The sequence below is a fragment of the Campylobacter sp. RM12642 genome (genome assembly GCF_020137635.1).
Classification (GTDB): Bacteria; Campylobacterota; Campylobacteria; order Campylobacterales; family Campylobacteraceae; genus Campylobacter_E.
Map to the genome: position 1 here is coordinate 1 of NZ_JACGAT010000018.1, position 21,336 is coordinate 21,336.

21 protein-coding genes and 1 tRNA gene are annotated in these 21,336 nt (G+C 28.7%); 3 read left to right on the forward strand and 19 right to left on the reverse strand.

The window, feature by feature from the left end; translation table 11 throughout:
• Positions 1-73: 73 nt before the first annotated feature.
• The 4 genes from AVBRAN12642_RS06855 to AVBRAN12642_RS06870 form a co-directional block, all read right to left on the reverse strand.
• Complete coding sequence (locus AVBRAN12642_RS06855) at positions 74-1,375, reverse strand: outer membrane beta-barrel protein (RefSeq protein WP_336607552.1); 1,302 nt, start codon at positions 1,373-1,375, stop codon at positions 74-76.
• Between the two features lie 5 nt (positions 1,376-1,380).
• On the reverse strand, positions 1,381-1,590 hold the full coding sequence (locus AVBRAN12642_RS06860) for an alkylphosphonate utilization protein (protein ID WP_214117624.1): 210 nt from the start codon (positions 1,588-1,590) through the stop codon (positions 1,381-1,383).
• Positions 1,591-1,612: 22 nt separating this feature from the next.
• Positions 1,613-1,699, reverse strand: a tRNA-Leu gene (locus tag AVBRAN12642_RS06865).
• Between the two features lie 127 nt (positions 1,700-1,826).
• A complete protein-coding gene (locus tag AVBRAN12642_RS06870) occupies positions 1,827-3,275 on the reverse strand; it encodes a DASS family sodium-coupled anion symporter (protein ID WP_336607551.1) in 1,449 nt (482 codons plus the stop codon).
• A gap of 196 nt (positions 3,276-3,471) precedes the next feature.
• On the opposite strand from AVBRAN12642_RS06870, the gene AVBRAN12642_RS06875 reads away from it, so the two are divergent.
• Positions 3,472-3,861 carry a hypothetical protein gene (locus AVBRAN12642_RS06875; RefSeq protein WP_336607550.1) on the forward strand — a complete coding sequence of 130 codons (390 nt, stop codon included), beginning with the start codon at positions 3,472-3,474 and terminating at the stop codon, positions 3,859-3,861.
• Between the two features lie 3 nt (positions 3,862-3,864).
• Here the strand turns inward: AVBRAN12642_RS06875 and AVBRAN12642_RS06880 are convergent, their stop codons facing one another.
• The 4 genes from AVBRAN12642_RS06880 to rplM form a co-directional block, all read right to left on the reverse strand.
• Positions 3,865-5,214, reverse strand: a complete 1,350-nt coding sequence (locus AVBRAN12642_RS06880; RefSeq protein ID WP_336607549.1) for an APC family permease — start codon at positions 5,212-5,214, stop codon at positions 3,865-3,867.
• A 114-nt stretch (positions 5,215-5,328) separates the two neighbouring features.
• Positions 5,329-6,306 carry an OmpA family protein gene (locus AVBRAN12642_RS06885; protein WP_214150192.1) on the reverse strand — a complete coding sequence of 326 codons (978 nt, stop codon included), beginning with the start codon at positions 6,304-6,306 and terminating at the stop codon, positions 5,329-5,331.
• Between the two features lie 25 nt (positions 6,307-6,331).
• Positions 6,332-6,721: a 30S ribosomal protein S9 gene (rpsI, locus tag AVBRAN12642_RS06890; protein ID WP_214117629.1), complete on the reverse strand. Its 390-nt coding sequence runs from the start codon at positions 6,719-6,721 to the stop codon at positions 6,332-6,334.
• A 1-nt stretch (position 6,722) separates the two neighbouring features.
• The gene (gene rplM / locus AVBRAN12642_RS06895; RefSeq protein ID WP_214117630.1) at positions 6,723-7,142 is read right to left on the reverse strand and encodes a 50S ribosomal protein L13; all 420 of its coding nucleotides are present in this window, start codon (positions 7,140-7,142) and stop codon (positions 6,723-6,725) included.
• Between the two features lie 201 nt (positions 7,143-7,343).
• On the opposite strand from rplM, the gene AVBRAN12642_RS06900 reads away from it, so the two are divergent.
• Positions 7,344-8,621 carry a major outer membrane protein gene (locus AVBRAN12642_RS06900; protein WP_336608153.1) on the forward strand — a complete coding sequence of 426 codons (1,278 nt, stop codon included), beginning with the start codon at positions 7,344-7,346 and terminating at the stop codon, positions 8,619-8,621.
• A gap of 344 nt (positions 8,622-8,965) precedes the next feature.
• Entirely contained in the window at positions 8,966-9,265 is a 300-nt protein-coding gene (locus AVBRAN12642_RS06905) for a hypothetical protein (protein WP_336608154.1), read from the forward strand.
• 193 nt (positions 9,266-9,458) lie between these two features.
• On the opposite strand, the gene AVBRAN12642_RS06910 is transcribed toward AVBRAN12642_RS06905, so the two are convergent.
• The 11 genes from AVBRAN12642_RS06910 to ccoN all read right to left on the reverse strand — a co-directional run bounded on the left by AVBRAN12642_RS06910 (position 9,459) and on the right by ccoN (position 21,309).
• The gene (locus AVBRAN12642_RS06910) at positions 9,459-10,805 is read right to left on the reverse strand and encodes a rhodanese-like domain-containing protein (RefSeq protein WP_336608155.1); all 1,347 of its coding nucleotides are present in this window, start codon (positions 10,803-10,805) and stop codon (positions 9,459-9,461) included.
• Complete coding sequence (locus AVBRAN12642_RS06915; RefSeq protein ID WP_336607547.1) at positions 10,802-11,689, reverse strand: YeeE/YedE family protein; 888 nt, start codon at positions 11,687-11,689, stop codon at positions 10,802-10,804. The genes AVBRAN12642_RS06910 and AVBRAN12642_RS06915 overlap by 4 nt, the downstream gene beginning before the upstream one ends.
• Before the next feature lie 120 nt (positions 11,690-11,809).
• The gene (locus AVBRAN12642_RS06920; protein ID WP_336607546.1) at positions 11,810-14,458 is read right to left on the reverse strand and encodes a UvrD-helicase domain-containing protein; all 2,649 of its coding nucleotides are present in this window, start codon (positions 14,456-14,458) and stop codon (positions 11,810-11,812) included.
• Complete coding sequence (locus tag AVBRAN12642_RS06925) at positions 14,455-16,644, reverse strand: PD-(D/E)XK nuclease family protein (protein WP_336607545.1); 2,190 nt, start codon at positions 16,642-16,644, stop codon at positions 14,455-14,457. Before AVBRAN12642_RS06925 ends, AVBRAN12642_RS06920 begins: the two co-directional genes overlap by 4 nt.
• Before the next feature lie 56 nt (positions 16,645-16,700).
• A complete protein-coding gene (locus AVBRAN12642_RS06930; RefSeq protein ID WP_214117637.1) occupies positions 16,701-17,225 on the reverse strand; it encodes a FixH family protein in 525 nt (174 codons plus the stop codon).
• Complete coding sequence (locus AVBRAN12642_RS06935; protein ID WP_336607544.1) at positions 17,222-17,773, reverse strand: hypothetical protein; 552 nt, start codon at positions 17,771-17,773, stop codon at positions 17,222-17,224. Before AVBRAN12642_RS06935 ends, AVBRAN12642_RS06930 begins: the two co-directional genes overlap by 4 nt.
• Positions 17,774-17,867: 94 nt before the next feature.
• Positions 17,868-18,083 carry a DUF4006 family protein gene (locus AVBRAN12642_RS06945; protein ID WP_214117639.1) on the reverse strand — a complete coding sequence of 72 codons (216 nt, stop codon included), beginning with the start codon at positions 18,081-18,083 and terminating at the stop codon, positions 17,868-17,870.
• 3 nt (positions 18,084-18,086) lie between these two features.
• Entirely contained in the window at positions 18,087-18,929 is an 843-nt protein-coding gene (locus AVBRAN12642_RS06950) for a c-type cytochrome (protein ID WP_336607543.1), read from the reverse strand.
• Positions 18,929-19,126 carry a cytochrome c oxidase, cbb3-type, CcoQ subunit gene (locus AVBRAN12642_RS06955; protein WP_214117641.1) on the reverse strand — a complete coding sequence of 66 codons (198 nt, stop codon included), beginning with the start codon at positions 19,124-19,126 and terminating at the stop codon, positions 18,929-18,931. The genes AVBRAN12642_RS06950 and AVBRAN12642_RS06955 overlap by 1 nt, the downstream gene beginning before the upstream one ends.
• A gap of 9 nt (positions 19,127-19,135) precedes the next feature.
• On the reverse strand, positions 19,136-19,828 hold the full coding sequence (gene ccoO / locus AVBRAN12642_RS06960; RefSeq protein ID WP_214117642.1) for a cytochrome-c oxidase, cbb3-type subunit II: 693 nt from the start codon (positions 19,826-19,828) through the stop codon (positions 19,136-19,138).
• Positions 19,829-19,839: 11 nt separating this feature from the next.
• Complete coding sequence (ccoN, locus tag AVBRAN12642_RS06965) at positions 19,840-21,309, reverse strand: cytochrome-c oxidase, cbb3-type subunit I (protein ID WP_214150150.1); 1,470 nt, start codon at positions 21,307-21,309, stop codon at positions 19,840-19,842.
• Between the last annotated feature and the right edge of the window lie 27 nt (positions 21,310-21,336).

Here is a 21,336-nt window from a genome sequence, read left to right on the forward strand (position 1 = left end):
CAATAATATTTTTTTCATAGCATATCCTTTCAAAATAATGCTAAATTATAGCATATTTTAAAAGGTTGTTAGCTTAAAATTTATATTTATACATTAAATTAGTGTAAAGATTATCGTAAGAATTGTATTCAATGCTTGATTTTACTCTGTTATATCCTAAATCAAGTGAGAAGAAATTATGATGATCCATATTGTATTCAGCACCAAAATTTACTCTATAAGTTATATCGTTTCTTGTATTTAAGAAGATTTTTTCATCATATCTACCCTTAGCATAGCCTAAACTTGCTTTTAATATTACTTGCTTATTTAGCATATAAATAATTCCGGCAGTAGCTGAATATTCTTTATAATTATTTGAACTTTCTTTAATTCTGCTAGTTTTTTCTATATCATAAGCAATTTTTAGATAAGACATACTTCTTTGAGAAATAATCTTACTCATAGCATAAATACTATGATGATTTGAATCATTCTCTTTATTATCTTCTATCAAATAATTATTATGATTAATTGTATAGCCTAGACCAAAAGCTAGCCCACTTTCAGTATAATAATCACCTGAAATATCTGCAGTAAAGGTATTTAAATATCTTTTTTGTTTTAAAATAATATAATCATAAGACATTAAAATATTTAATTTAAATTGTCTTGATATCTCAAAACCATTATTAATTGAAGCTGTAAATACACTTAAATTCTGAAAATCTTCTTCAATTGGTTTTATATAATACTTATTATAAAAATTAATATTTATATCATAATCATATACATTATTAACTTGTTTTTTATAGCCAGCATTAAGATTAGCTAAAATACTACTAGCTGGTTGGTGCTTAGCACCTGGTATTGGAAAATTAATGCCTAATTGTGGCACTGGTAAATAACTATCTTTTAAATTCTGCTTTTTTGGGTTACTATCATAACCATATCCAAAACCAATACTCGCATAAGGTATATTTATTTCATTATTGGCTTTTTGTTGATATTTAACATTTTTTAACATACTAGCAACTAAAGCTTTCTCATCATCATTTAAGCGTTCATCATCTTTTAAATTCTCTAGTTCTAATTTAAGTAAAGCTAAATTCCCGTTTTTTTGATAAATAATAGCACTTTGTAATCTTGCTTCTGTATTAGTATCATCTAATACCAAAACCCTATCATAAGCAGCTAAAGCTTCATCGTATAAACCTAATCTAAAAGCACTTTTACCCATAATTAGATTTAAATTAATATCAGAGCAAGTTTGCTTACAAATAGAACTAGCTATATCATAAGAAGTTTTATAATCTTCTTGATTATACGCATTTACTAAGTCATCAAATGGATTTGCTAATAAAGCAATAGGTAAAAATGTTAAAAATTTTTTCATAAATGTTAAGCCTTTTTTAAAAAACAAGTTTTTAAAACTATAACTCCGTGTTTATCAACTTTTGCTTCTATTTCATCATCGTTTGAAGTAAGCTTTATGTTTTTTACATTAGTTCCTCTTTTAATAGTTAAAGAACTGCCTTTTACTTTCAAATCTTTAATAACGCTAACATTATCTCCTGCTTGTAATTCGTTTCCGTTTGCGTCTTTTGGCATTTTTATATTCCTTTTTTATTTATGGTGCCCAAGGTCGGACTCGAACCGACACAGGATTGCTCCTACTAGATTTTGAGTCTAGCGCGTCTACCAGTTTCACCACTTGGGCTAAAATTGCATATAATAATAAAATTTGCTTATAAAAAAATAAAAGTGTGATATTTTAAATATATTTTACTTAATATTTGATTATGAAATTCTTGTTTTGATATTCCTATCAAAACAAGAAAAAAAAATTAATTCATTCCTAACATTTCCCAATAAGGAAGACCTATTGCAAGGCATAAAATAAAAGATACCATAGCCACTACAAATCCAGTAATCCACCATTCTTTTACGGTGTTATATCCAGCTCCAAAAATAACTGAAGCAGCAGGACCACCAAAATGAGTTAATGCTCCACCATAAGAATTTGTAGTAATTAATAAAAATGCTAATAAATATGGATCAACTCCTGCACTTTTGCCTATTAAAAATAAAACCGGTAAAAGAGTTGTAATGAAAACGGTTGCACTAGCATATAAATATCTTACGATAATACTAATAAAACCAATGATTATTAATACTATCAATGGGTCTAAATCTAAATTCATATTACCTTGAATAAATGTTCCAAGCCATTTAAAAAAGCCCAATTTATTCATCATACCTGATAGCGACATAATACCACCAAACCAAAATAATGTCCCTATACACTCTTTAGAACCTGCTATATCTTCAAATTTTAAAACGCCAAGTAATACTGATAAACTCATAGCACCAACAGCTACTGCAGTAGCATCTATATCAATCTTTAATCCAAATAAAGAACTAGCTAAAGACGGAACAGACCAACCAAGCAATGCTAGAACAAAGATTAAAACAAGCATTTTCTCACTTCTTTTCATCTCTCCTAATTCTTCTAAGCCTTGTTTTGAAATTACTATATTATCAATCTTTTTTATATCAGGGCGAACAAAAATATAAACAACTAATGGAATTACACATAAACACACAATACCAGGAATTATCATAGCAACAGCCCAATTCCCCCAATTTAAGTGAGTTCCTAAAATATCATTTGCATAACCAATCACTAGCATATTTCCAGCCATTGCGGTTGCGAAGATAAATGAAGTCATTTTTGTACTCATATAAGAATTACACGCCAAAAATGCACCTACTCTATTTTCTGTTTCAACTTTATCTTTTGATAAAGATTGTGCGATTGAATTTACAATTGGAAAGACAATTCCGCCTGCTCTTGCAGTATTTGATGGAGTTGCAGGTGATACTACTAAGTCTAAAAATGCAGTAACATAGCTAAGTCTTAAAGTAGTTTTACCAAATTTACCTATTAAAAAATAAGCCCATCTTTTACCAAGACCTGTTTTTGTAAATGCAATACTTAAAGCAAATGCAGAAACTATAATCCAAGTAGTTGAACTTGCATAACCGCTTAAAGCTTGTTTTGTAGCTTCTTTTGCACCACCTAAATAAGGTCCCATAAATAGTGCAGTTCCTGCCACTGCAGTAATTAATACCATAGAATTTGGTATAGGCTTAAATACAAGACCTAAAACTGCTGAAAGATAAATACCAAACATTACCCACGCAGCTTCGCTTAAGCCACTTGGCACGGGCAAAATAGTAGCGAATAAAAATGGAATAGCAATCAAAATAATAATAGAAATTGCTCTTTTCATCATTTCTCCTTAAAAAAAATTAAAAAATTAAGATTACTTTAGCAGAATAATTCATAAAATGTATTTAAATTGTATTTAAAACTTTAAAAAATGTGTATAAAAGTAACACTTATTATAAATTATTATCTTTTTTTGAAAAAAAATATAATATATTTCATAACTTTTTATAATATGAAAAATTTAATTAGGAAAAAATATGAGAAAATTAGCTGTTTTTATTTTAAGTTTAAATTTATTTGCATACACTTTAGATTTTCCTGGAGATAAAATTCCTTTTAGTGAAAATCCAAATTGGAAAGACCCAACTATACCTAAAAATTTATATCAAAACGATGATATAAATTATGATTTGCAAAAAAAACTAAGTGAATTAGATGAAAAAAAATTAAGAAAATTAAAAAAAGCTTTAGATATATTATTTGAAGATGAAGAAGAATTACAAGAAGAAATTCCCCAAACTGAACCCATAAAAATAAAGGAGCCAACTCCAGATGAATATATACAAATTAGCATCAGCGGAGAAAAACCTATAAAAAAACAAAAAAATACTTATCAAAACAATAATATTTTGATAAATATTAAATAAGCTTTATTTATTACGAGTTTTATTAAAACTAAAAATAGCAATTATTAATGCTAATATAGGAGAACTCATAATTTGTAAAAAATATATTAATTCACTTTGTTCTTCTTCGTTTGGAGTAATAAAACTTAATATTAAAGCAAATACTACGCTACTAAGACCTAATATTGCTAAAAAATAACTAAGAATTTGATTTTGTATTTTAAATTCTAATTCATTTTCACAATAATTTTTTAATTTAAAATACGCTAAAAACATTGCAATATAAGGTAAAAAATAACTAACCGTGGTAAGAGAACTAAGTAGCCAATAAATATCTTGAGATTTATTAAAAAATACACAAAATATACAAATAATACTAACTAAAAATGCCTGAAAAAATAAAGCCTTATAAGGGGTATTGTATTTTGGATGTGGTTTTGCTTCATAAAATTTAATTATTCCTTCTTTTGAAGCATTAGCTAGCATATATATTGGCGCTACCAACCAAGAATTAATCTGCCCTAAAGTGCCTACAAATAAACTAAAAGCCATTAATTGACTAAGACCTTTAAAACCCAAATTGTTTTCAGCATAAGTAATTGCTTGCATAATACCATCTAATATATCAGTATCTTTTGCAGGATATATCACATTAACACAAAAAGTGCCTAAAATATAAATACCTACTATTATAAATGCACTAAAAAATATAGCTTTTGGATAATTTTTTTGAGCGTTATCAATTTTAGCACCTATCATTGTGCTAAGCTCAAGCCCTGCAAATGCAAACATCATAGTGCTTGAAAACACTAAAGTATTTAAATCAAGTGTAATTAAATACCCTGAATTATAAGGAGTTGTGATTTTGTGATTAGTCAAATAAAACATTAAAGCTACAACTATTAAAAGCAATGTAGGAAATAAAATTCCAAAATAAACAAATACTTTATTTATTAATTTGGTATATTCAAAACCCCTATAATTTATATATGTCAAAATAAAAAAACTCAATATAGAAAATACTGCGATAAAATAAGATTTTGCCTGTAAATTAAATATATAAGCTAAAGAATTTGCTGCGAAATACAACATCATTGGGAAAAAAGCTAAACAAGATAAAAGATAACAAATCAAACAAAAATAAGCTACTTTTACTCCAAAAGCTTTATTAATCCATAAAAATATACCGCCACCCTTAGAAAATCTAGAACCAAGTTCTCCACATATCAAAGCTAAAGGAATAAAAAATCCAAATGCTACAAAAAGCCATAAAATAATAGAACTAGCTCCGTATTGTGCGACATAAGGAATTTGTCTTAAAGAAAAAATCCCAATCAAATTCATAAAAATAATATCTTTTATACTCAACTTCATAATAAACCTAAAAAAATAAAATGAAGCGAATAATACTATTAAAATTGTAATAATTTAGAAGAAAAAAAGAAAAGGTTTCACATAATCTGTGAAACCTAAAAATAATTTATAAAATTATTGGCAGATGATTTTTAATTCAACTCTGCGGTTTGCTGCACGGCCTTCTTTTGTTTTGTTATCGCCGATTGCATTTTGGTCGCCAGCCCAACTTGGATTAATTCTGTCTTCGCTAACACCAGCTTTTACAAGTTCAGCTTTTACTGCTTTAGCTCTTTTTTCTGATAATTTTTTGTTATAAGCAGATGTACCGATTGAATCTGTATATCCTGTGATATTTGCAAAATATGCAGGCTCTTCTTTAATTAATTTAGCTAAACGCTCAATTTCAGGAATATAGTTAGCAGTTACATTGCTCTTATCAAATCCAAAATTAACTTTAACTAATTCTAAATCATAACATGCTTTTGGTTTTGGTTGTGGTTTTGGCTCAGGTTTAACAACTACTGGCTCAGGTTTAACTTCTACAACTGGTTGTGGAGCTGGAACAACTTCTTCTTTTTTACCATCAAAGTTAAAAATTACACCTAAAGTGCTAATTACATGGTGATCAGCGTGGCGGAATTTAATTTGGTCACGAACTTCTGCTCTTAAACCAAAGCTTTTGTAAATTTTGTATTTTAAACCAATACCATAATGACCAAACATTCCGTTTTTATTGTCATATAGATTTTCGCTGAAGTTTTCATAACCAACACCTAATAATCCATAGAAATCAAAGTTAGTATCACCAACTTTAACTGGGAATACTAAGTTTAAATAACCTCTATCAATACCCACTGGAGTATGACCTGCATTATCTATACTTTTATATTCACCTTTTTGGTGTTCATAACCAATTTCTGTTCCTACTGCACCATACATATAACCAATTCTTAATCCATAACCAAATTTATTCATAAGGTCAAGATTTCCTTCTGGAACATTGTATGTAGCGATTGGGCTTATTTCTAAGCCTTCAAAATTAATATCACTTGCATTTGCACTAACAGCTATCATTGCAGCTGCACTTAAAACTAAACTCATCTTTTTCATGAATACTCCTAATTTCAAAATCGAATTAACGTTTACTAAATTGTGGTTTTCTTCTTGCTTTTCTGCGGCCGTATTTTTTACGCTCAACCACACGACTATCACGAGTTAATAAACCTTGTGGTTTAAGTAGCGCTCTAAAATCAGCACTCATAGCAGCTAAAGCACGAGAAATTCCGTGTCTTAAAGCTTCAGCTTGAGCATTATAACCACCACCTAATGTGCTAGCTGTAATGTCCATTAAACCTTCTTGCTTAGTTACTAATAAAGGTTGAACTACCTTTAATTTAATAGCTTCGTGTCCGCCTAACCAAGTATTTAAATCAACGCCATTCACTATAATTTTACCACTTCCAGCCTTAGCCCAAACTTTAGCTATTGCAGTTTTTCTTTTACCTGTTGCATAAACTTTTGCCATTTTACTTTCCTTTTACCTGAGCTGTATGTGGGTGTTCGCTACCTGCATAAACTTTTAATTTCTTAAGCATTGCACGACCTAAAGTAGTTTTAGGCAACATTCCACGAACTGCTAATTTATATAATTTTGCTGGATTATTTGCTAATAAATCACCGAATTTTTCACTCTTAGTGCTTCCAAAATAGCCTGAATGTCTGTGATATAATTTATCATCAGCTTTGTTTGTTCCAGTAAATTCTGCTTTAGATGCGTTGATAATTACAACATAATCTCCGCAATCAACATTTGGTGTATAACAAGGCTTATGTTTGCCTTTTAATATTGTCGCAACTTCTGTTAAAAGACGACCGAAACGCTTACCTTCAGCATCTACAATTATCCAATCTCTTTTAACTTCGTTTGGCTTTGTTATTTTTGTCATGATTTTACCTTTGCCAAAATTTTTTAAAAAGCTGATTATATGTTTTTAATCTTAATAATATCTTAAATTAAGATAATTTTAAGATAAATTAAAAATAAAATTTGACTTTTTTAAATTCTAAAAAAATTATCTCATTTAAGTTTATTTTAAAGATGGGGGGGGGTAGAATAGCATTGCAATTTTTAAAAAAAGGATGTAAAAATGAAACTAGTAAAACTTAGTTTAATTGCAGTAATTACTGCAGGTTCAATGTCAGTTGCAAATGCTGTTGCTTTAGATGAAGCTATTCAAAATGTAGATTTATCAGGTATGTTAAGATATAGATATGAAGGAATTAGCGAAAAAAATTCATTAAAAGACAAATCTACAAAAGATACAATCCAATTACACGGATATAAAGCTCAATTAAAATTCACTTCAGATATAGCTGATAATTTTAAAGCTACTGCATTATTTCAGTATTCAAACCAAGATGCTTCATTTGCTTTAAATAAACCAGGTTTAACACCATCTAATGAAGCTTTAAGAGATAAAGTTGAAAATAATATAAATACAAGCAAAACTTTTAATATAAGAGATGCTTATTTAACTTACACGAATTACGATACCTCATTTATGTTCGGTAGAATGGAAATTGGCTCAATTTGGACTGATGATTTATTAGGAACAGGATTAAAAATCGTAAATAATAGCATTGAGAATGTAACTTTAGCAGCTTATGCTTTTGATAATTACAATAAAGATAGTGATTTAGGCGTTATTGCTACAAAAAATGATGATGATAGTATAAAAAGCGTAAGTGGTAAAAATATATATGGTATAGCAGCAATTGCTAATTTTGACCCAGTAGCAGCAGAGTTATGGGTAGCAAATATGGCTAGTTGGGGCACACTATATGCGGTAGATTTCAATGTTAATTTAGGTGATAAAGATGATTTCGCATACAATATTCACGCTCAATACGCAGGTAATAATCTTAAAAAAGATAGAAAAGATTTGTTAAAAAAAGCTACAGGCGACGAAGTAGCTAATGGTAATTTTTATGCTATTGAAGCTGGTTTTGAAGCATTCGGCTTAGATTTTAATATAGGTTATGCTGGTTATGGTAAAAAGGATAAAGCTACAATTAATACTATAGAAGATAGTGGCAAATTGATTAATTATGGCGAATACGCTATGAAAGATTACCAAACAGGAGCAGTAGGTAAGAAAGATTTCGTATTCGGAACAATTGGTTATACATTTGAAGATGTAAGATTTGGTGTTGATATTATTAGTGGAACAAATAAAATCAAAAATGGCGATAAAACTGATAAAGAAAAATTATTTGAAGTTAAGCCACAACTATCTTACAAATACAGCGACAAATTAAACTTCTCAGCATTCTATGCTTATGGTAAAACAAAAAATTATGAAGGTATAGAAGATTGTAAAAAAGATGAAAAACTAATTAGATTTGAAGCAAAATATACATTCTAAAAATAGCTAGGCATTAAGCCTAGCACTAGATTAATTTGGCCTAACACTTATAAAAACTTAATTTAACTAATTTCAAACTCTTGGTGTTAGGCTTACTTAGTCTAGCTTTTACAACTAGCACCTTCTTTAAACACTGCTCCATAATCGTTTTTTGAATCAGGTTTAACTAAATCTAAATTCTTTTGCACTTCTAAGCTCTAATCAATCTAAACAAACAAGTTTTTTAAAACTAATAGCAATACGATTAAGTAATTTAAGGTATTACGAAAGGCTGAAAATATTTACAATGCGTTGTTTTTTTTTTTTTTTATTATTTAACACATAAATCAAAATAGGAGACAATTATGTCAAAGAATACAAAAACGATGATATGTCCTTTTTGTGATGAGGAATTAAGATTTGGTGTAAAAGTATGTAGGGGTTGTCAAGCTGAAATTACTTACGAACACGAGAGAACATTTTCGCTTGGCTGGTTTATTGCTTTTTGCGTATTAACTTATATATTATATACATTTTATAATTCAATAAATGGTTGGATTTTTGGGATACTTGTTTTTGTTGATATTGGATGCTTTGCTAATATTTTACCTATAGATACAAAAGCAGAACCTAAAGCAAAATTTGAAAGAAGGCAATTTAGATAATTAAAAAACTATAAAAATTTTAAAAGCTCATCGCTTAATCAAAAAATACAAATTAATTTAAGCGAGAGCTTTTTTGAGCCTACACTTAGCAAAACTCTCATTTTAACAATTACAATAATTTTATTTAGTGTTGCATATACTCTTTATAATCATTTTATGATGATTAAAGCTATTCTTTAAGAATAGCTTTTGATTAGCTTTTACAACTAGCACCTTCTTTAAACACTGCTCCATAATCGTTTTTTGAATCAGGTTTAACTAAATCTAAATTCTTTTGCACTTCTAAGCTCTCATCCATTTGCCAAGCATTCCAGCCACCATCATAAACATAAATATTTTCCCAACCATCAAGTAAAGCAATAAACCAAGCAACACTAGCTCTCCAGCCAGTGCCACAATAAAAAGCTAAATTATCATTTTTATTAATGCCTTGACTTTGCCATAATTCATATATTTCATAAGGATTTCTAAGCGTTCCATCAGGGTCATAATAATCAGCCACATTAGATGAATTTGTCCCTGCAAATCCCCAAATAGCTCCTTTTGGCTCACCACTTTTTGGTATATAATCATAACCACTAATTTTGCCTATAAACTCATCCCAAGCCCTAATACTTACTAGCTTTAAATCCCCTTTATAATTTTTAATATCATCTGGCATTGATATATTTATATTAGCATTTGCAGGAATTATCGCTTTAAAATCACTTTCTTTATTAGGTATATTTGAAGTTTTTTCTATGCTAAATCCTGCTTCTTGCCAAGAATATAGCCCACCATTTAAAAATCTAACATCTTTAACCCCAGCGTATTTTAGTGCAAAAAATACTCTTAAAGCTGCCATTTGATTTTTAGAATATAAAATTATAGTTTTTTCGCTTGTTATTCCTAAGCTTAAAAGATTATTTTCTAAAGTTTTTGCATCACTTAAATTCCAAACAGGAGCATTCTCTATTAAATCAGTATTAAAATGATAAGCACCTTTTATATGCTCGCTGTATTCATCACTATTTTCTCCCCAACTAACCTCAAAAACCATAAAGTCTTTGCCATCAAAACTCTCAACTTTTTTGCCTTGCATTAAATCATTTAGCCATTTAGGATAGACTGCTAGTTGATAATTTTTAAGTTTTACTAAATCATTATTATTTGCATAATCTATAAAATCAGCATAAATCTCGCCTTTATAACCACGAGCTAAAAACTCCGAGCTAACTTTTTTTATCTCATCTAAATTAGAGCCATAAAATACGAGCTTTTTATCCTTTGTAATGCCTTTGCCTTTGAAATATTCTTCAAATTTTTTATTTTCAACAAAATCCATTGATAAAGCACTAATATTTAAAGCCCCTTTAATATGACCGCCGTTTTTTGCCCCATCTTCGCTAAAACCATTATAATAACTATCAATTCTTGTATCAATTATCAAATAATCACTATTTAATCTAGCTTTAAACTCATCAGTATTTAATAATTTAACATTATCAGCATTAAAACAAGCACTAAAAATAAGTGCAAACAATAAAATTAATTTTTTCACGATACTCTCCTTAAAATAATCAAAAATCCAAAAAGCATAAAAGGTAAAAATATAAAAGCTTGAAAGCTAAAATAAGCACTAGCTATTAAAATATTTGCCACATTGCAACCACTTGCAAGAGAAGCTCCAAAAGCCATCAAAAAGCCTCCAATTACACTAAAATATCCTTGTTTTAGCGATACGCCTTGAAGCGAAAATGATTTCAAATTCGCAACAATCCCACCTAAAATACAACCAAATAAAAAATAAACTCCAGAATCTAAATACCTATATTGATTGGTTACTAGATATAAAATCATATTTTTACTAGGCACTGATAAAGTAAAACTAAAACCAATCATTTTCCACATCAAAAGACTTAAAATTGCTAAAACTATTGCTAGAATGCTAATTTTTTTGGCTTTATAGATTAAATATATACTTAAAATTCCAAGTAAAATCACTAAGATAAAAGGCGAAATATTTAAAAAAGTATGAATATTAGTAAGCTCGTTTTTTGTAAAAATATCTATATATTTTTTAAATATTCCATTAAATAAAGCCATACTAAAAGCAAAAGAAAAAGCCGTTATTAAATAAGAACTATTATTAATAACCCTAGTAAAACTACCGCTAACACAAGCCTTGCTAAACGCCATGCCAATGCCAAATGCAAAGCTACCTATAATAGTAGCAAGTATTGAGAATTTAAACTCGGGTATGGTAATTAGTTTAAAATATTCTAATGTGAATAAGCCAAGAGATTGTAAAAATATACAAAAACTTAAAGCACTAACAAATGAAAAATCTTTAAAATAAAAAAGATTTCTAAAACCAGAAAAAAAGCAAAATCTATATCTTGCTAATAAAAATCCAAAAACAATTCCAAATATAAGCGTATTCATTACCTAATGACTTTCTAAAATATTTTAGAAATTATATGTTTTGAAAAATAATAAATCTTAATTCATATTTAGATTATGAATTAAGATTTTCACCACAAAATCAATTTAATTTTAAAGAATTTAAATTCTTTTTAATTTAAATTCTTCGTTTTCGTAAAACACTACATAAGAGCTAATTTTGTGATTAGAAAATCTAGTTTTTATAAAGTTTTCATAGGTTTTTAGCTGTTTTTCATAAGATTTATTAAAAAACGAGCTTTTATAATCAATTATCTTAACCCAATCATCGCTAATAGCTAATAAATCTATTCTATTTACTTTATTTTCATATAAAAAGTTATATTCTTTAATCAAATTATGATTTTTGATTAGTTCTTTAAACTCCACACATTTAAGCAAATCTTCGCAAAGTTTTTTTAATTTATCAAAATCCACTTGATTAAACTTATTATATGCAAGTCTTAAACATTCATTTAAACTCTCATCATTAAAATCACTCAATTCACAAAAATAGTGAAATGCGTTTCCAAGCATAATCGCATCAGTGCTAAACTCTTTAGCCTTGACATTTTGAAGTGGCACACAAGGATTAAACTCATAGCTAATATTTATAGCACTTGCTTCATTTTCTTTATATCTAAAATTAAGCAAATCATCATCTAAACTCTCATTAGCAATTTCATTATAATTAATCCCGCTAAGTCCAGCTCCATCATTCATAATAATACAAAGAGAGCTAATCGCTCTTGTATAAGCTACATAATAAGTATTTATCTCATCAGTTTTTTTCGTATTCTCATAAATTTCAAGCTTTTTTGCATAATCTTTATCATAAAAACATCTAAGATTTCTAATAGCACTAGCGTCCTTTTTAAAGCCATACCATTTGTGGCTAGAAAAATCATATTCAATTTTAAGCCCTGTATCGTGTGGGGCATTTTTACTTAAATGAACGCAGATTAAATGCTCAAATTGTAAGCCCTTACTCTTATGAATTGTCATAATATTTATGCCTTTTGCTTCATTGTTTGATGCAAGTTTATTGCTAAGATTATATATGGTATCTAAAAAATCTTTAGAACTAATTTCATCTAAAAACTCTAAAACATACTCATCTTTACATAAATCAAGATGAGTTATTATCTCATTATAAATCTCATAAGCACTTTTTGTAATATCAATTTTAAGCCTTGAATAATCCTTGCCTAGCACAGACTTTACAAAAAAGCCATAAATCTCATCTCCTAAAATAGAGTATTTTGCAAATTCTATTAAAACCCTAACGCTCATTTTTGAAACTAATAAAGAGTTATTATTTACATTAGTTTTCAAACCAAATTCATTTAAATAATTAGCTATTTCATTTGCGTTTGCATTATCTCTTGTAAGTATGCAAATATCATCTAATTTTGCTCCGTTTTGTAGCAAACTTGCAATCTTTTTATAAACATCGTTTAAGTAATTTTCGGTGATTATTTTGCTTACAACTCCGTTTTCTTTACTTGCAACTAACTGCTCGTAATAATCATCATAAAGATTTTTAAAATTATTATTTACAAACTCTACTATTGCTTTTTTACTGCGATAATTAGTATCAAGATTTTGCAAGCTTATATTATAGGTTTTGTTTTTATGAAATAAATCAAATACTTCTTGTTTAGCACCCCTAAATGAATAAATTGATTGCTTTTTATCCCCTACATAAAAAAAGCTTTTTTGCTTATCATCTATGCCAATTCCAGCCACTATTTCTTCAACTATTGGCTTAATAATTTCGTATTGAATAACCGAAGTATCTTGAAACTCATCTATTAAAAGATGGCTTAGATTTGAATTAAGTCTAAAATAAAAAAGGTCTTTTAAATCCTTATTTTGCAATATTTTATGAACATAAATCGCCACATCACTAAAGCTTAAAATATTTTGCTCTTTATGATAATTTTTCGCAACTTCGCTAAATTTATCTAAATAATTAAAGCATAATTTTAATTGATTGCTCTCTAAAAAGCCGTAATATTTAGCAACTATTAAAAGTAATTCTTCATAAGCTGCTGCAAAAGTTGGAAGCTCCAAAGCTTTTTGTATATTTGATTTACTAGCGTCTAAAAATGAGCTAGAAAATAAAGAATTTAAATCCGTAATTTTGCTAAGCCATTCATCTACTTTTTTATTTGCTCCAGTAAAATTATCTTTAAGCCTTAAAAACTCATCAAAAGGATTTATAAAAGTCGTATCATTTATGATTTTTTCGCCTGTATAATTTAAATACAAACTCTCAAGCCAGTTTAAAAAATCTCCTAAGCTCATATTAAAATCTTTTAAATCTCTTACTAATTTTATGGCTTCATTTGTATCTAAAGACTTTAAAAACTCTTCTTTAATATCTAAATAATCAATGAGTTCCGCATCTACGCTTAAGCCTTCGTGTGTTGCAAAAAGCCTTAAAATCTTAGAAAAAAAGCTATCAAAAGTATAAATCCTAAGCTCATCTTCTTTAAAGTTTTTTAAGAATTTATTTCTTGTATTTATGATTTGCTCGGCACTTAAACCTAATAAATCTTGCAAAAATTGAAGCTCGGCAGCTCTATTTTCAAGCTCTAAAAATACCTTTGTAATTCTCTCTTTCATCTCATTTACGGCTTTTTTTGTAAATGTAAGAGCTACTATATCATTAATACTCGCCCCACTTAAAACTAAAGCAATATATCTAACACTTAGAGTAAAAGTCTTGCCACTTCCAGCACTTGCTGCTAATGCGATATGTTTCATACTCTATCCTTTTTATTTATTATTAAATGATAATAGCCATAAGCATTTTCACTTTTTTCTAAAACAAAGCCATCTTTAAGAGTTGCAATGTCGCTTTCAATCTCTTGAGATAATTTATTAAAATTTTTACATTCAAACACTGCTCCACGAGTGCTTTTTAAATAAATTAAAGCTGTTTGTATCGTAGGCTTATCTAAAAGCATTGCGTAAAAGGCTAATTGTTTTTCGTGATTTTTAGTAGAATTTGGCTTGTTTGTAGTCTTATAATCAATTATTAGCTCATCACTTATCCTATCAGCTATCCCGTAAGCATCAATATTTGTAATTTTACCCGAAAGCTTTTCTTCACAATTTGCACTTGGCTGATTGTTGTTAATATAATATGCGATTTCATCTAAATTATCGTATATTAAAGCATAATCAATTGGGCTTAATTTGTCTTTTAGCTCTTTTTCAAATTCTTGTTTTAAATTCTTAAAATCAGCGTTTTGTAAAAACTCATGAACCATAGTCCCAACTGCTGCTTTTTCGTTTGAATTGCTAGGCTCACTTAATTCTAAAATATATTTTAAATAATACTCATAAGGTGAGTTTAAATAGCACGATAATCTTGAAAAACTAAGCGGTTTTGCAAAAAAATTATGATTTTTTATAAGTTCTAAATCAGGCTCAAATATATTTTCATTTGCTTTTATTTTGCCATTAAGTGCCTTTAAAAATGATTCAATAAGCCCTTTTTCATCTACGATTTGTCTTTGGCAATTATAATCTTTTAGCATTCTAGCTGGTGATTTTTCTTCGTTTTCAAGGTATAAAACAAAAACTTCTTTGGCATTAAAAAGCTCTTTATAATAATGTCTTTGCAAGTTTTCTCTATCAGCATAGCTAATTAACCCAGCCTTTGTGCGAACAGCATTGTTTAAAAACATTTCGCTTACACTTCGCTTTGGCACTAAATCATCATTAAAATCAAGAACAATTACTAAATCATATTTCATTCCACGACTTTCAAGCATACCTAAAGCATCGACATTTCCGCCGTTTGTGTGAGAGATTTTAATATTACTAGCGTCAAGTAGTTTTATGATTTGCTCGTTTGTTAGTTTAAACTCATTATTTAAAATCTTTATATCATTTAGGCGGTTTTTTAGGATTTCTTTAATTTCAGCGTTTTTGCTAAAACTTAATAGTTGCTCTTTTAATTTATCAAAATCACTGAAATCAAGTTCGCTTGTATTTAGTAATCTTTTTTGCACTAAAGCCAACTCATCATCACCTAAAATCGCATTTAGTTTTTGCGCTATTTCGTTTGAGTTTAGCCCACTTGCAATATTTAAATAATTATGAATATCAAGAGCTTTTAAGCTAGTTGCAATGCTTTCATCAGGCATAATAAGAGCTATTTGTTTATCATTTTCGTAATATTTTGATATTAGACTAAGTGCGTAAATGTATTGATAAATTGAGCTTTTAAACGAAGCAATTTTTAAGGTATTGTTATAATTTAGTTTAGTTTGCTCTAGGATTTGCCAAGAATTATTAAAACTTAGAGTATAAGTATGATTTGGCTCAAAATCTATTTTAAATGATTTTTTTAAAAGATTTATATTGTAATCGCTTACATTTGTGATGATTTTTACATCTATTTTGTCTGAAATACTCTCAAAGAATTCTAATTCGTATTGCTTTAAAAAGCCGTTTAGATAAAAGCTAATTGATTTATATTGACTAAGCAAAAACCAATTAGCTTTTAAATCTTTAATAGTTATATCATCATATAAATTTTGATTATCTAATTCGTTTTTATAATGCTTTAAACACTCTTCTAAAATGTCTAAATACTCATCAAAAAAGCTATATAAATCATTATTTCTTAAATCATTTATGCTTACTTTTTGACTATTTAATTCGCTAAAAAATGAGAATAAATATTCTTTATTTTTTAAAAAACTTAAAAAATCATTTGAAAAATTAAGCTTTTTATAATCTTTAGTTTTATTACAAGCCCTACTCATAGCAATGATTTGCTCTACTTCAGTAGCTCTTCTTTTATCATTTATTGCGAAATCTTGCAAAAACTCATTAATACTAATTGTGGTTGGAAAAAATCCTTCATTTTTAATACTTGCTAAGTAGTTTTTAATTTGCCTTAAATTAGAAAATACAATCAAATCCTTTTTATACATTTATTTTCCTTTTAAAAGATTATTATGAGTAGTTATAGCGTAAAAAAGCTTTAATATTAAGCTTTTTTACATTGATTTTTGCAAAGTTCAAGTTTATAAAATTTTGAAAGTTCGTTGATTTTAAAATCAATCAATAAAGTCCAGCGTCCATTAGAAATATCTCCTAAATCAGCTTTAAATTCTTTTAAATTATCATCATAATTTACTATGATTTCTTTATCTTCATATTTTGTGTGTGGTCTTGTTAATTTTGCCTTTACGCTTATATTGCTTGCTTTTAAATTAGACTTTTCTTTAACTTGTAATATCACTTCATTATCTACAAATACCGCTGGGCGTTTAGTAACATCTAATCTTGTTTTATCGCCTAAAACCCTAAAAGCAAAATTATCTAAAAATAATTTTTCGTTTTCTTTGATTTTTGCGTAATTATTCTCAACATCTTGGTATTTTAAAAAATAACTTTCATCTTCATCTACTGGATAATCAAAAGATAAATAAACGGTGTAAATACAAGCAATCATCATAAAAATAATTGAACCAACAATCAAATAAGGCCAATGTCTTCCTTCTTTTATCATTTTTTCTTTACCTTTCTTCTAATTAAAACTACTATAAAAACAATAGTAAAAATATAAAAAATAGTTCTAATTGTATTTATAATATTATCATTTAAATCCCCGTAAGAATACTCAAGTTCTACACCTTTACTACTTGCAATTACATCACACAATTCAGCAAACCCATTTAAAATTGCTGCATTTACTAAATCTTTTCCTTTAGGTTGAGTAAGTATTGGCAATATTGCACCTTGTTTTGGGAAAAATCCATATTTTAAATAATAATACTCGGTAACACTTCTAAAATCTAATCCTAAATCACTTATAACATCTAACTTTTTATCTTTAAGACTAATTACTATAATTGCATAATTTTTATCAGTTTTAATACTTTGTTTTAAATCTTTAAAAGGAATTTCATTTGATATTAAAACACTTGTTTTAATACCTGTTTTTTGCTCTAAATCATTACTTAAAATATTTATTTCACTTAATACTTCATTACTTAAAGGCTCTTGTGAAAATAAATTCACAAGAGCTAAAAGCATTATAATTATTAGCTTTTTCATCCTATACCTAAATGATTAGGAGTTAAAACTGACCAAGCTGTAACTATTGCTAACACAACCATTCCTAAAACTATAATTGTTTCTAATAACTTGCTCATTTTGCGTCCTTTCTAAAATCTTCTAAACTTCTATTTTCGTGCATTTTAGCATCTTCAATTTTTTCTAGTTTATAAGGATTTCTGATTTCTTTTTGTTGAACATTTATTCCCCAAATAGTAAGCCCAACTAGGATTGATAATAATAAAACGGTAGCTATTAACATACCTGTAATTCCGTGTAATCCAAACACATTTCTATTATGATTATCCATTTTTTACTCCTTTGATAATGTGCTTACATAACGAGCAACTGCATCTACTTGCTCATCGCTTAGCATTGATTTAAAGCTTGGCATTGCTCCTATTACTTTTACGCTTGCATCAGCACTTGCTATCTTACCGCTAGCTAAAACCATTTTAATAAAATCAGGTTTAGTATAGATATTTAATGCAGGTGCTACACCTTCAGTGCCTTCTCCATTTTCTCCGTGACAAGCTGCACAAGTTGTTTCAAATACATCTTTACCAACTTCACCTTGCATTCCATTTGCTACATAAGTTGCAACTGCTTTTGCGTCATCTCCTTCAACTAAACCAGCTGGCATTTCTCCGTATCCTAAACCTGTTGAGCCGTTTTCTAAAATATCTAAAACTCCAGCAACGCTACTCCATTTAGTTAAGTCTTGAGCCTTACCATTAATTCCAGTTGCTTCAGCACCATGACAAGGAGCACAATGTAATAAAAATACATTTCTACCCATATTTAATTTAGATTCATCATCAAATGCTACATATTTTTCTTTATATTTTGCATTATGACTTGCTACTTCTTCATTATATTCACCTATTGATGAATATTTGTTTAGTGGAAAACCTATTAAAAAATACCATAAAGCAAACACTATTAAAACGATAAACATAACAGCCCAACCTACTGGTAATGGGTTTTTATATTCACTTATTCCATCCCATTCGTGCTCGCTTGTTTCAGCATCTTTTCTTTTAATTCTCATCTGTTTAAATACATTTAAACTTACTATCAACACGGTAGCAACAATAACAACTGCACCAATTATAGAAAGTAAATTTACATTATCAGAAAGATTTAACCATTTCATCACTTTCTCCTATTTTCTAATAAAGATGAATTAATATCATCATCTAATGCAAGATTTGCATATTTTTCATAATCTTTTTTACCTTCTCTTTGTGCTTTATATAAATGAATAATATAAGCATAAAGCACAAAGGTCAAAAACGCCACAAGGAAAAAATAAGCATGTCCTTGATATTGCACAAGTTCAACCAAACTCATAATTCTTCCTTACTTTAAGCTATTTAAATACGCAATCAATGCAACTATTTCTTTAATTTCGCATTTACTATCAAGTGCATTTGCACGGCAAGGTTCAAACGCTTGTTTTACTTCTTCATCGCTCATTGCATCAACAATAGGTGTAGCTTGTTCTACCATCATTTTACGAGCGTCTTCGTAAGTTCCTAATTTTGGATAACCTTCTTCATCATAAGGAACATTGAAAACTTTTTTAACAGTTAAAGCTTCAGCATAAGCTGTATCTAAATCTGAATTCTTTTTAAATAAATGTGGATATTCAGGCATAATTGAACTAGGCACTACAGAAACAGGTTTTTTCATATGATTTTCGTGCCAATCAGTAGTTCTATAATTACCAACTCTCATTAAATCAGGACCTGTTCTTTTTGAACCCCATAAAAATGGTCTATCATAAGCATATTCACCTGCTTTTGAATAAGCACCATATCTATCTGTTTCTGCTTTAAATGGACGAATTAATTGCGAATGGCAAGCATTACAACTCTCTTTAATATAAACATGACGACCTGCAAGTTCTAAAGCTGTATAAGGCTTTTTACTCTCAATTGGTCTAGCGTTAGGACTAAATGCAGGTAGAATTTCTACAACACCAGCATAAGCAATAACAACAAATACAAATACCGCAAAAAAGAAAGGATTTTTTTCTAACCAACTAAACATTTTTTACCTCCTTACGCTTGCATTGGACTTGCTGATTTTGGTTCAACTTCAACGCTTCTGCTTGAAGTAACTGACTTATAAATATTATAAGCAAACATAAAAAATCCTATTAAATATAATAAACCACCAATAGCTCTTATTATAAAATAAGGATGTAGTGCTATAACAGTATCAATAAATGAATAAGTTAGAGTTCCATAATCATCATAAGCTCTCCACATCATACCTTGAGTAATTCCAGCAATCCACATTGAGCTAAAGAATAATACAATTCCTAAAGTTTGGATAGTAAATTGGTATTCCATAATTTTTTTACTATAAATCTCTTTTTTAAATACCCTTGGAGTCATATGATAAATTGCAGCCATAGTCATAAATCCTACCCAACCAAGTGTTCCATCATGCACGTGTCCTGGAATCCAATCTGTAAAGTGTGCTAGAGCATTGATTGATTTAACTGATTGAATTGAACCCTCAAGTGTGCTGAACATATAAAATGTTGAAGCAAAAATCATAAACTTAATTAATGGGCTTTCTTTTACTTGGTGCCATTCACCTTTCATTGTAAGTAAGATATTGATTGCACTACCCCAACTTGGTAATATTAATACAACAGAGAAAATTGAACCCATTGTTTGCATCCAATCAGGAACGGTTGAATAAATCAAATGGTGTCCGCCTGCCCATAAATATATAAACATTAAAGACCAGAATGAAAATAGTGATAATTTATAAGAAAATACTGGCTGACCACTTTCTTTTGGTAAGAAATAATATATTTCAGCAATAATTGCAACCGTGAAAACAAAAGCAACCGCATTATGTCCCCACCACCATTGAATTAAAGCATCATTACTTCCTGCATACATAGATACTGAATGAAGCCAAGAACCCATTCCTGTAACTAATTTTGTAGGAACTTCCATATTATTAAATAAATAAAGCATTGCTACACCTAAAAATGTCGCAATGTAATACCAAATAGAAATATAAAGACTTTTTTCACGGCGAATTCCAATAAGTCCAAAAATTCCCATACCCCATAAAACCCAAATAACAACAACTGCTATATCAAAAGGCCATTCAAGTTCTGCGTATTCTTTTGAAGTTGTAACACCAGCAAAAAGACTTACAACAGCTAATAATATAGTAATCATAAAGATTATAAAATGAGCTTTACCTATGAACATTAAGAATTTTGATTCTCTTAATGAAACTTTTAAAACTCTTTGACCTACATAATACCAAGTAGCCCAAATACCTGAAAGCATAAAGCCATAAACAACTCCGTTTGTATGAAGTGGTCTTAGGCGGCCAAATGTAGAATATTCACCTGCAATATTATTTAGCTCAGGAAATGCTAATTGAAACGCGATTAAAGTTCCAATTCCCATACCGATTATGCCAAACAAAATACATGCGAACATAAACCACTTAGCTACGGTATAATCATAGCCAAGATTTTGCGATGGATTTGCCATAACTGCTCCTTAAATAGAAATTAAAAT

Coding starts and splice junctions, on each gene's coding strand:
- AVBRAN12642_RS06855 (WP_336607552.1), bottom strand. CDS start 1,375: ATGAAAAAATTTTTAACATTTTTACCTATTGCTTTATTAGCAAATCCA.
- AVBRAN12642_RS06860 (WP_214117624.1), bottom strand. CDS start 1,590: ATGCCAAAAGACGCAAACGGAAACGAATTACAAGCAGGAGATAATGTT.
- AVBRAN12642_RS06870 (WP_336607551.1), bottom strand. CDS start 3,275: ATGAAAAGAGCAATTTCTATTATTATTTTGATTGCTATTCCATTTTTA.
- AVBRAN12642_RS06875 (WP_336607550.1), top strand. CDS start 3,472: ATGAGAAAATTAGCTGTTTTTATTTTAAGTTTAAATTTATTTGCATAC.
- AVBRAN12642_RS06880 (WP_336607549.1), bottom strand. CDS start 5,214: ATGAAGTTGAGTATAAAAGATATTATTTTTATGAATTTGATTGGGATT.
- AVBRAN12642_RS06885 (WP_214150192.1), bottom strand. CDS start 6,306: ATGAAAAAGATGAGTTTAGTTTTAAGTGCAGCTGCAATGATAGCTGTT.
- rpsI (WP_214117629.1), bottom strand. CDS start 6,721: ATGGCAAAAGTTTATGCAACAGGTAAAAGAAAAACTGCAATAGCTAAA.
- rplM (WP_214117630.1), bottom strand. CDS start 7,142: ATGACAAAAATAACAAAGCCAAACGAAGTTAAAAGAGATTGGATAATT.
- AVBRAN12642_RS06900 (WP_336608153.1), top strand. CDS start 7,344: ATGAAACTAGTAAAACTTAGTTTAATTGCAGTAATTACTGCAGGTTCA.
- AVBRAN12642_RS06905 (WP_336608154.1), top strand. CDS start 8,966: ATGTCAAAGAATACAAAAACGATGATATGTCCTTTTTGTGATGAGGAA.
- AVBRAN12642_RS06915 (WP_336607547.1), bottom strand. CDS start 11,689: ATGAATACGCTTATATTTGGAATTGTTTTTGGATTTTTATTAGCAAGA.
- AVBRAN12642_RS06920 (WP_336607546.1), bottom strand. CDS start 14,458: ATGAAACATATCGCATTAGCAGCAAGTGCTGGAAGTGGCAAGACTTTT.
- AVBRAN12642_RS06925 (WP_336607545.1), bottom strand. CDS start 16,644: ATGTATAAAAAGGATTTGATTGTATTTTCTAATTTAAGGCAAATTAAA.
- AVBRAN12642_RS06930 (WP_214117637.1), bottom strand. CDS start 17,225: ATGATAAAAGAAGGAAGACATTGGCCTTATTTGATTGTTGGTTCAATT.
- AVBRAN12642_RS06935 (WP_336607544.1), bottom strand. CDS start 17,773: ATGAAAAAGCTAATAATTATAATGCTTTTAGCTCTTGTGAATTTATTT.
- AVBRAN12642_RS06945 (WP_214117639.1), bottom strand. CDS start 18,083: ATGGATAATCATAATAGAAATGTGTTTGGATTACACGGAATTACAGGT.
- AVBRAN12642_RS06950 (WP_336607543.1), bottom strand. CDS start 18,929: ATGAAATGGTTAAATCTTTCTGATAATGTAAATTTACTTTCTATAATT.
- AVBRAN12642_RS06955 (WP_214117641.1), bottom strand. CDS start 19,126: ATGAGTTTGGTTGAACTTGTGCAATATCAAGGACATGCTTATTTTTTC.
- ccoO (WP_214117642.1), bottom strand. CDS start 19,828: ATGTTTAGTTGGTTAGAAAAAAATCCTTTCTTTTTTGCGGTATTTGTA.
- ccoN (WP_214150150.1), bottom strand. CDS start 21,309: ATGGCAAATCCATCGCAAAATCTTGGCTATGATTATACCGTAGCTAAG.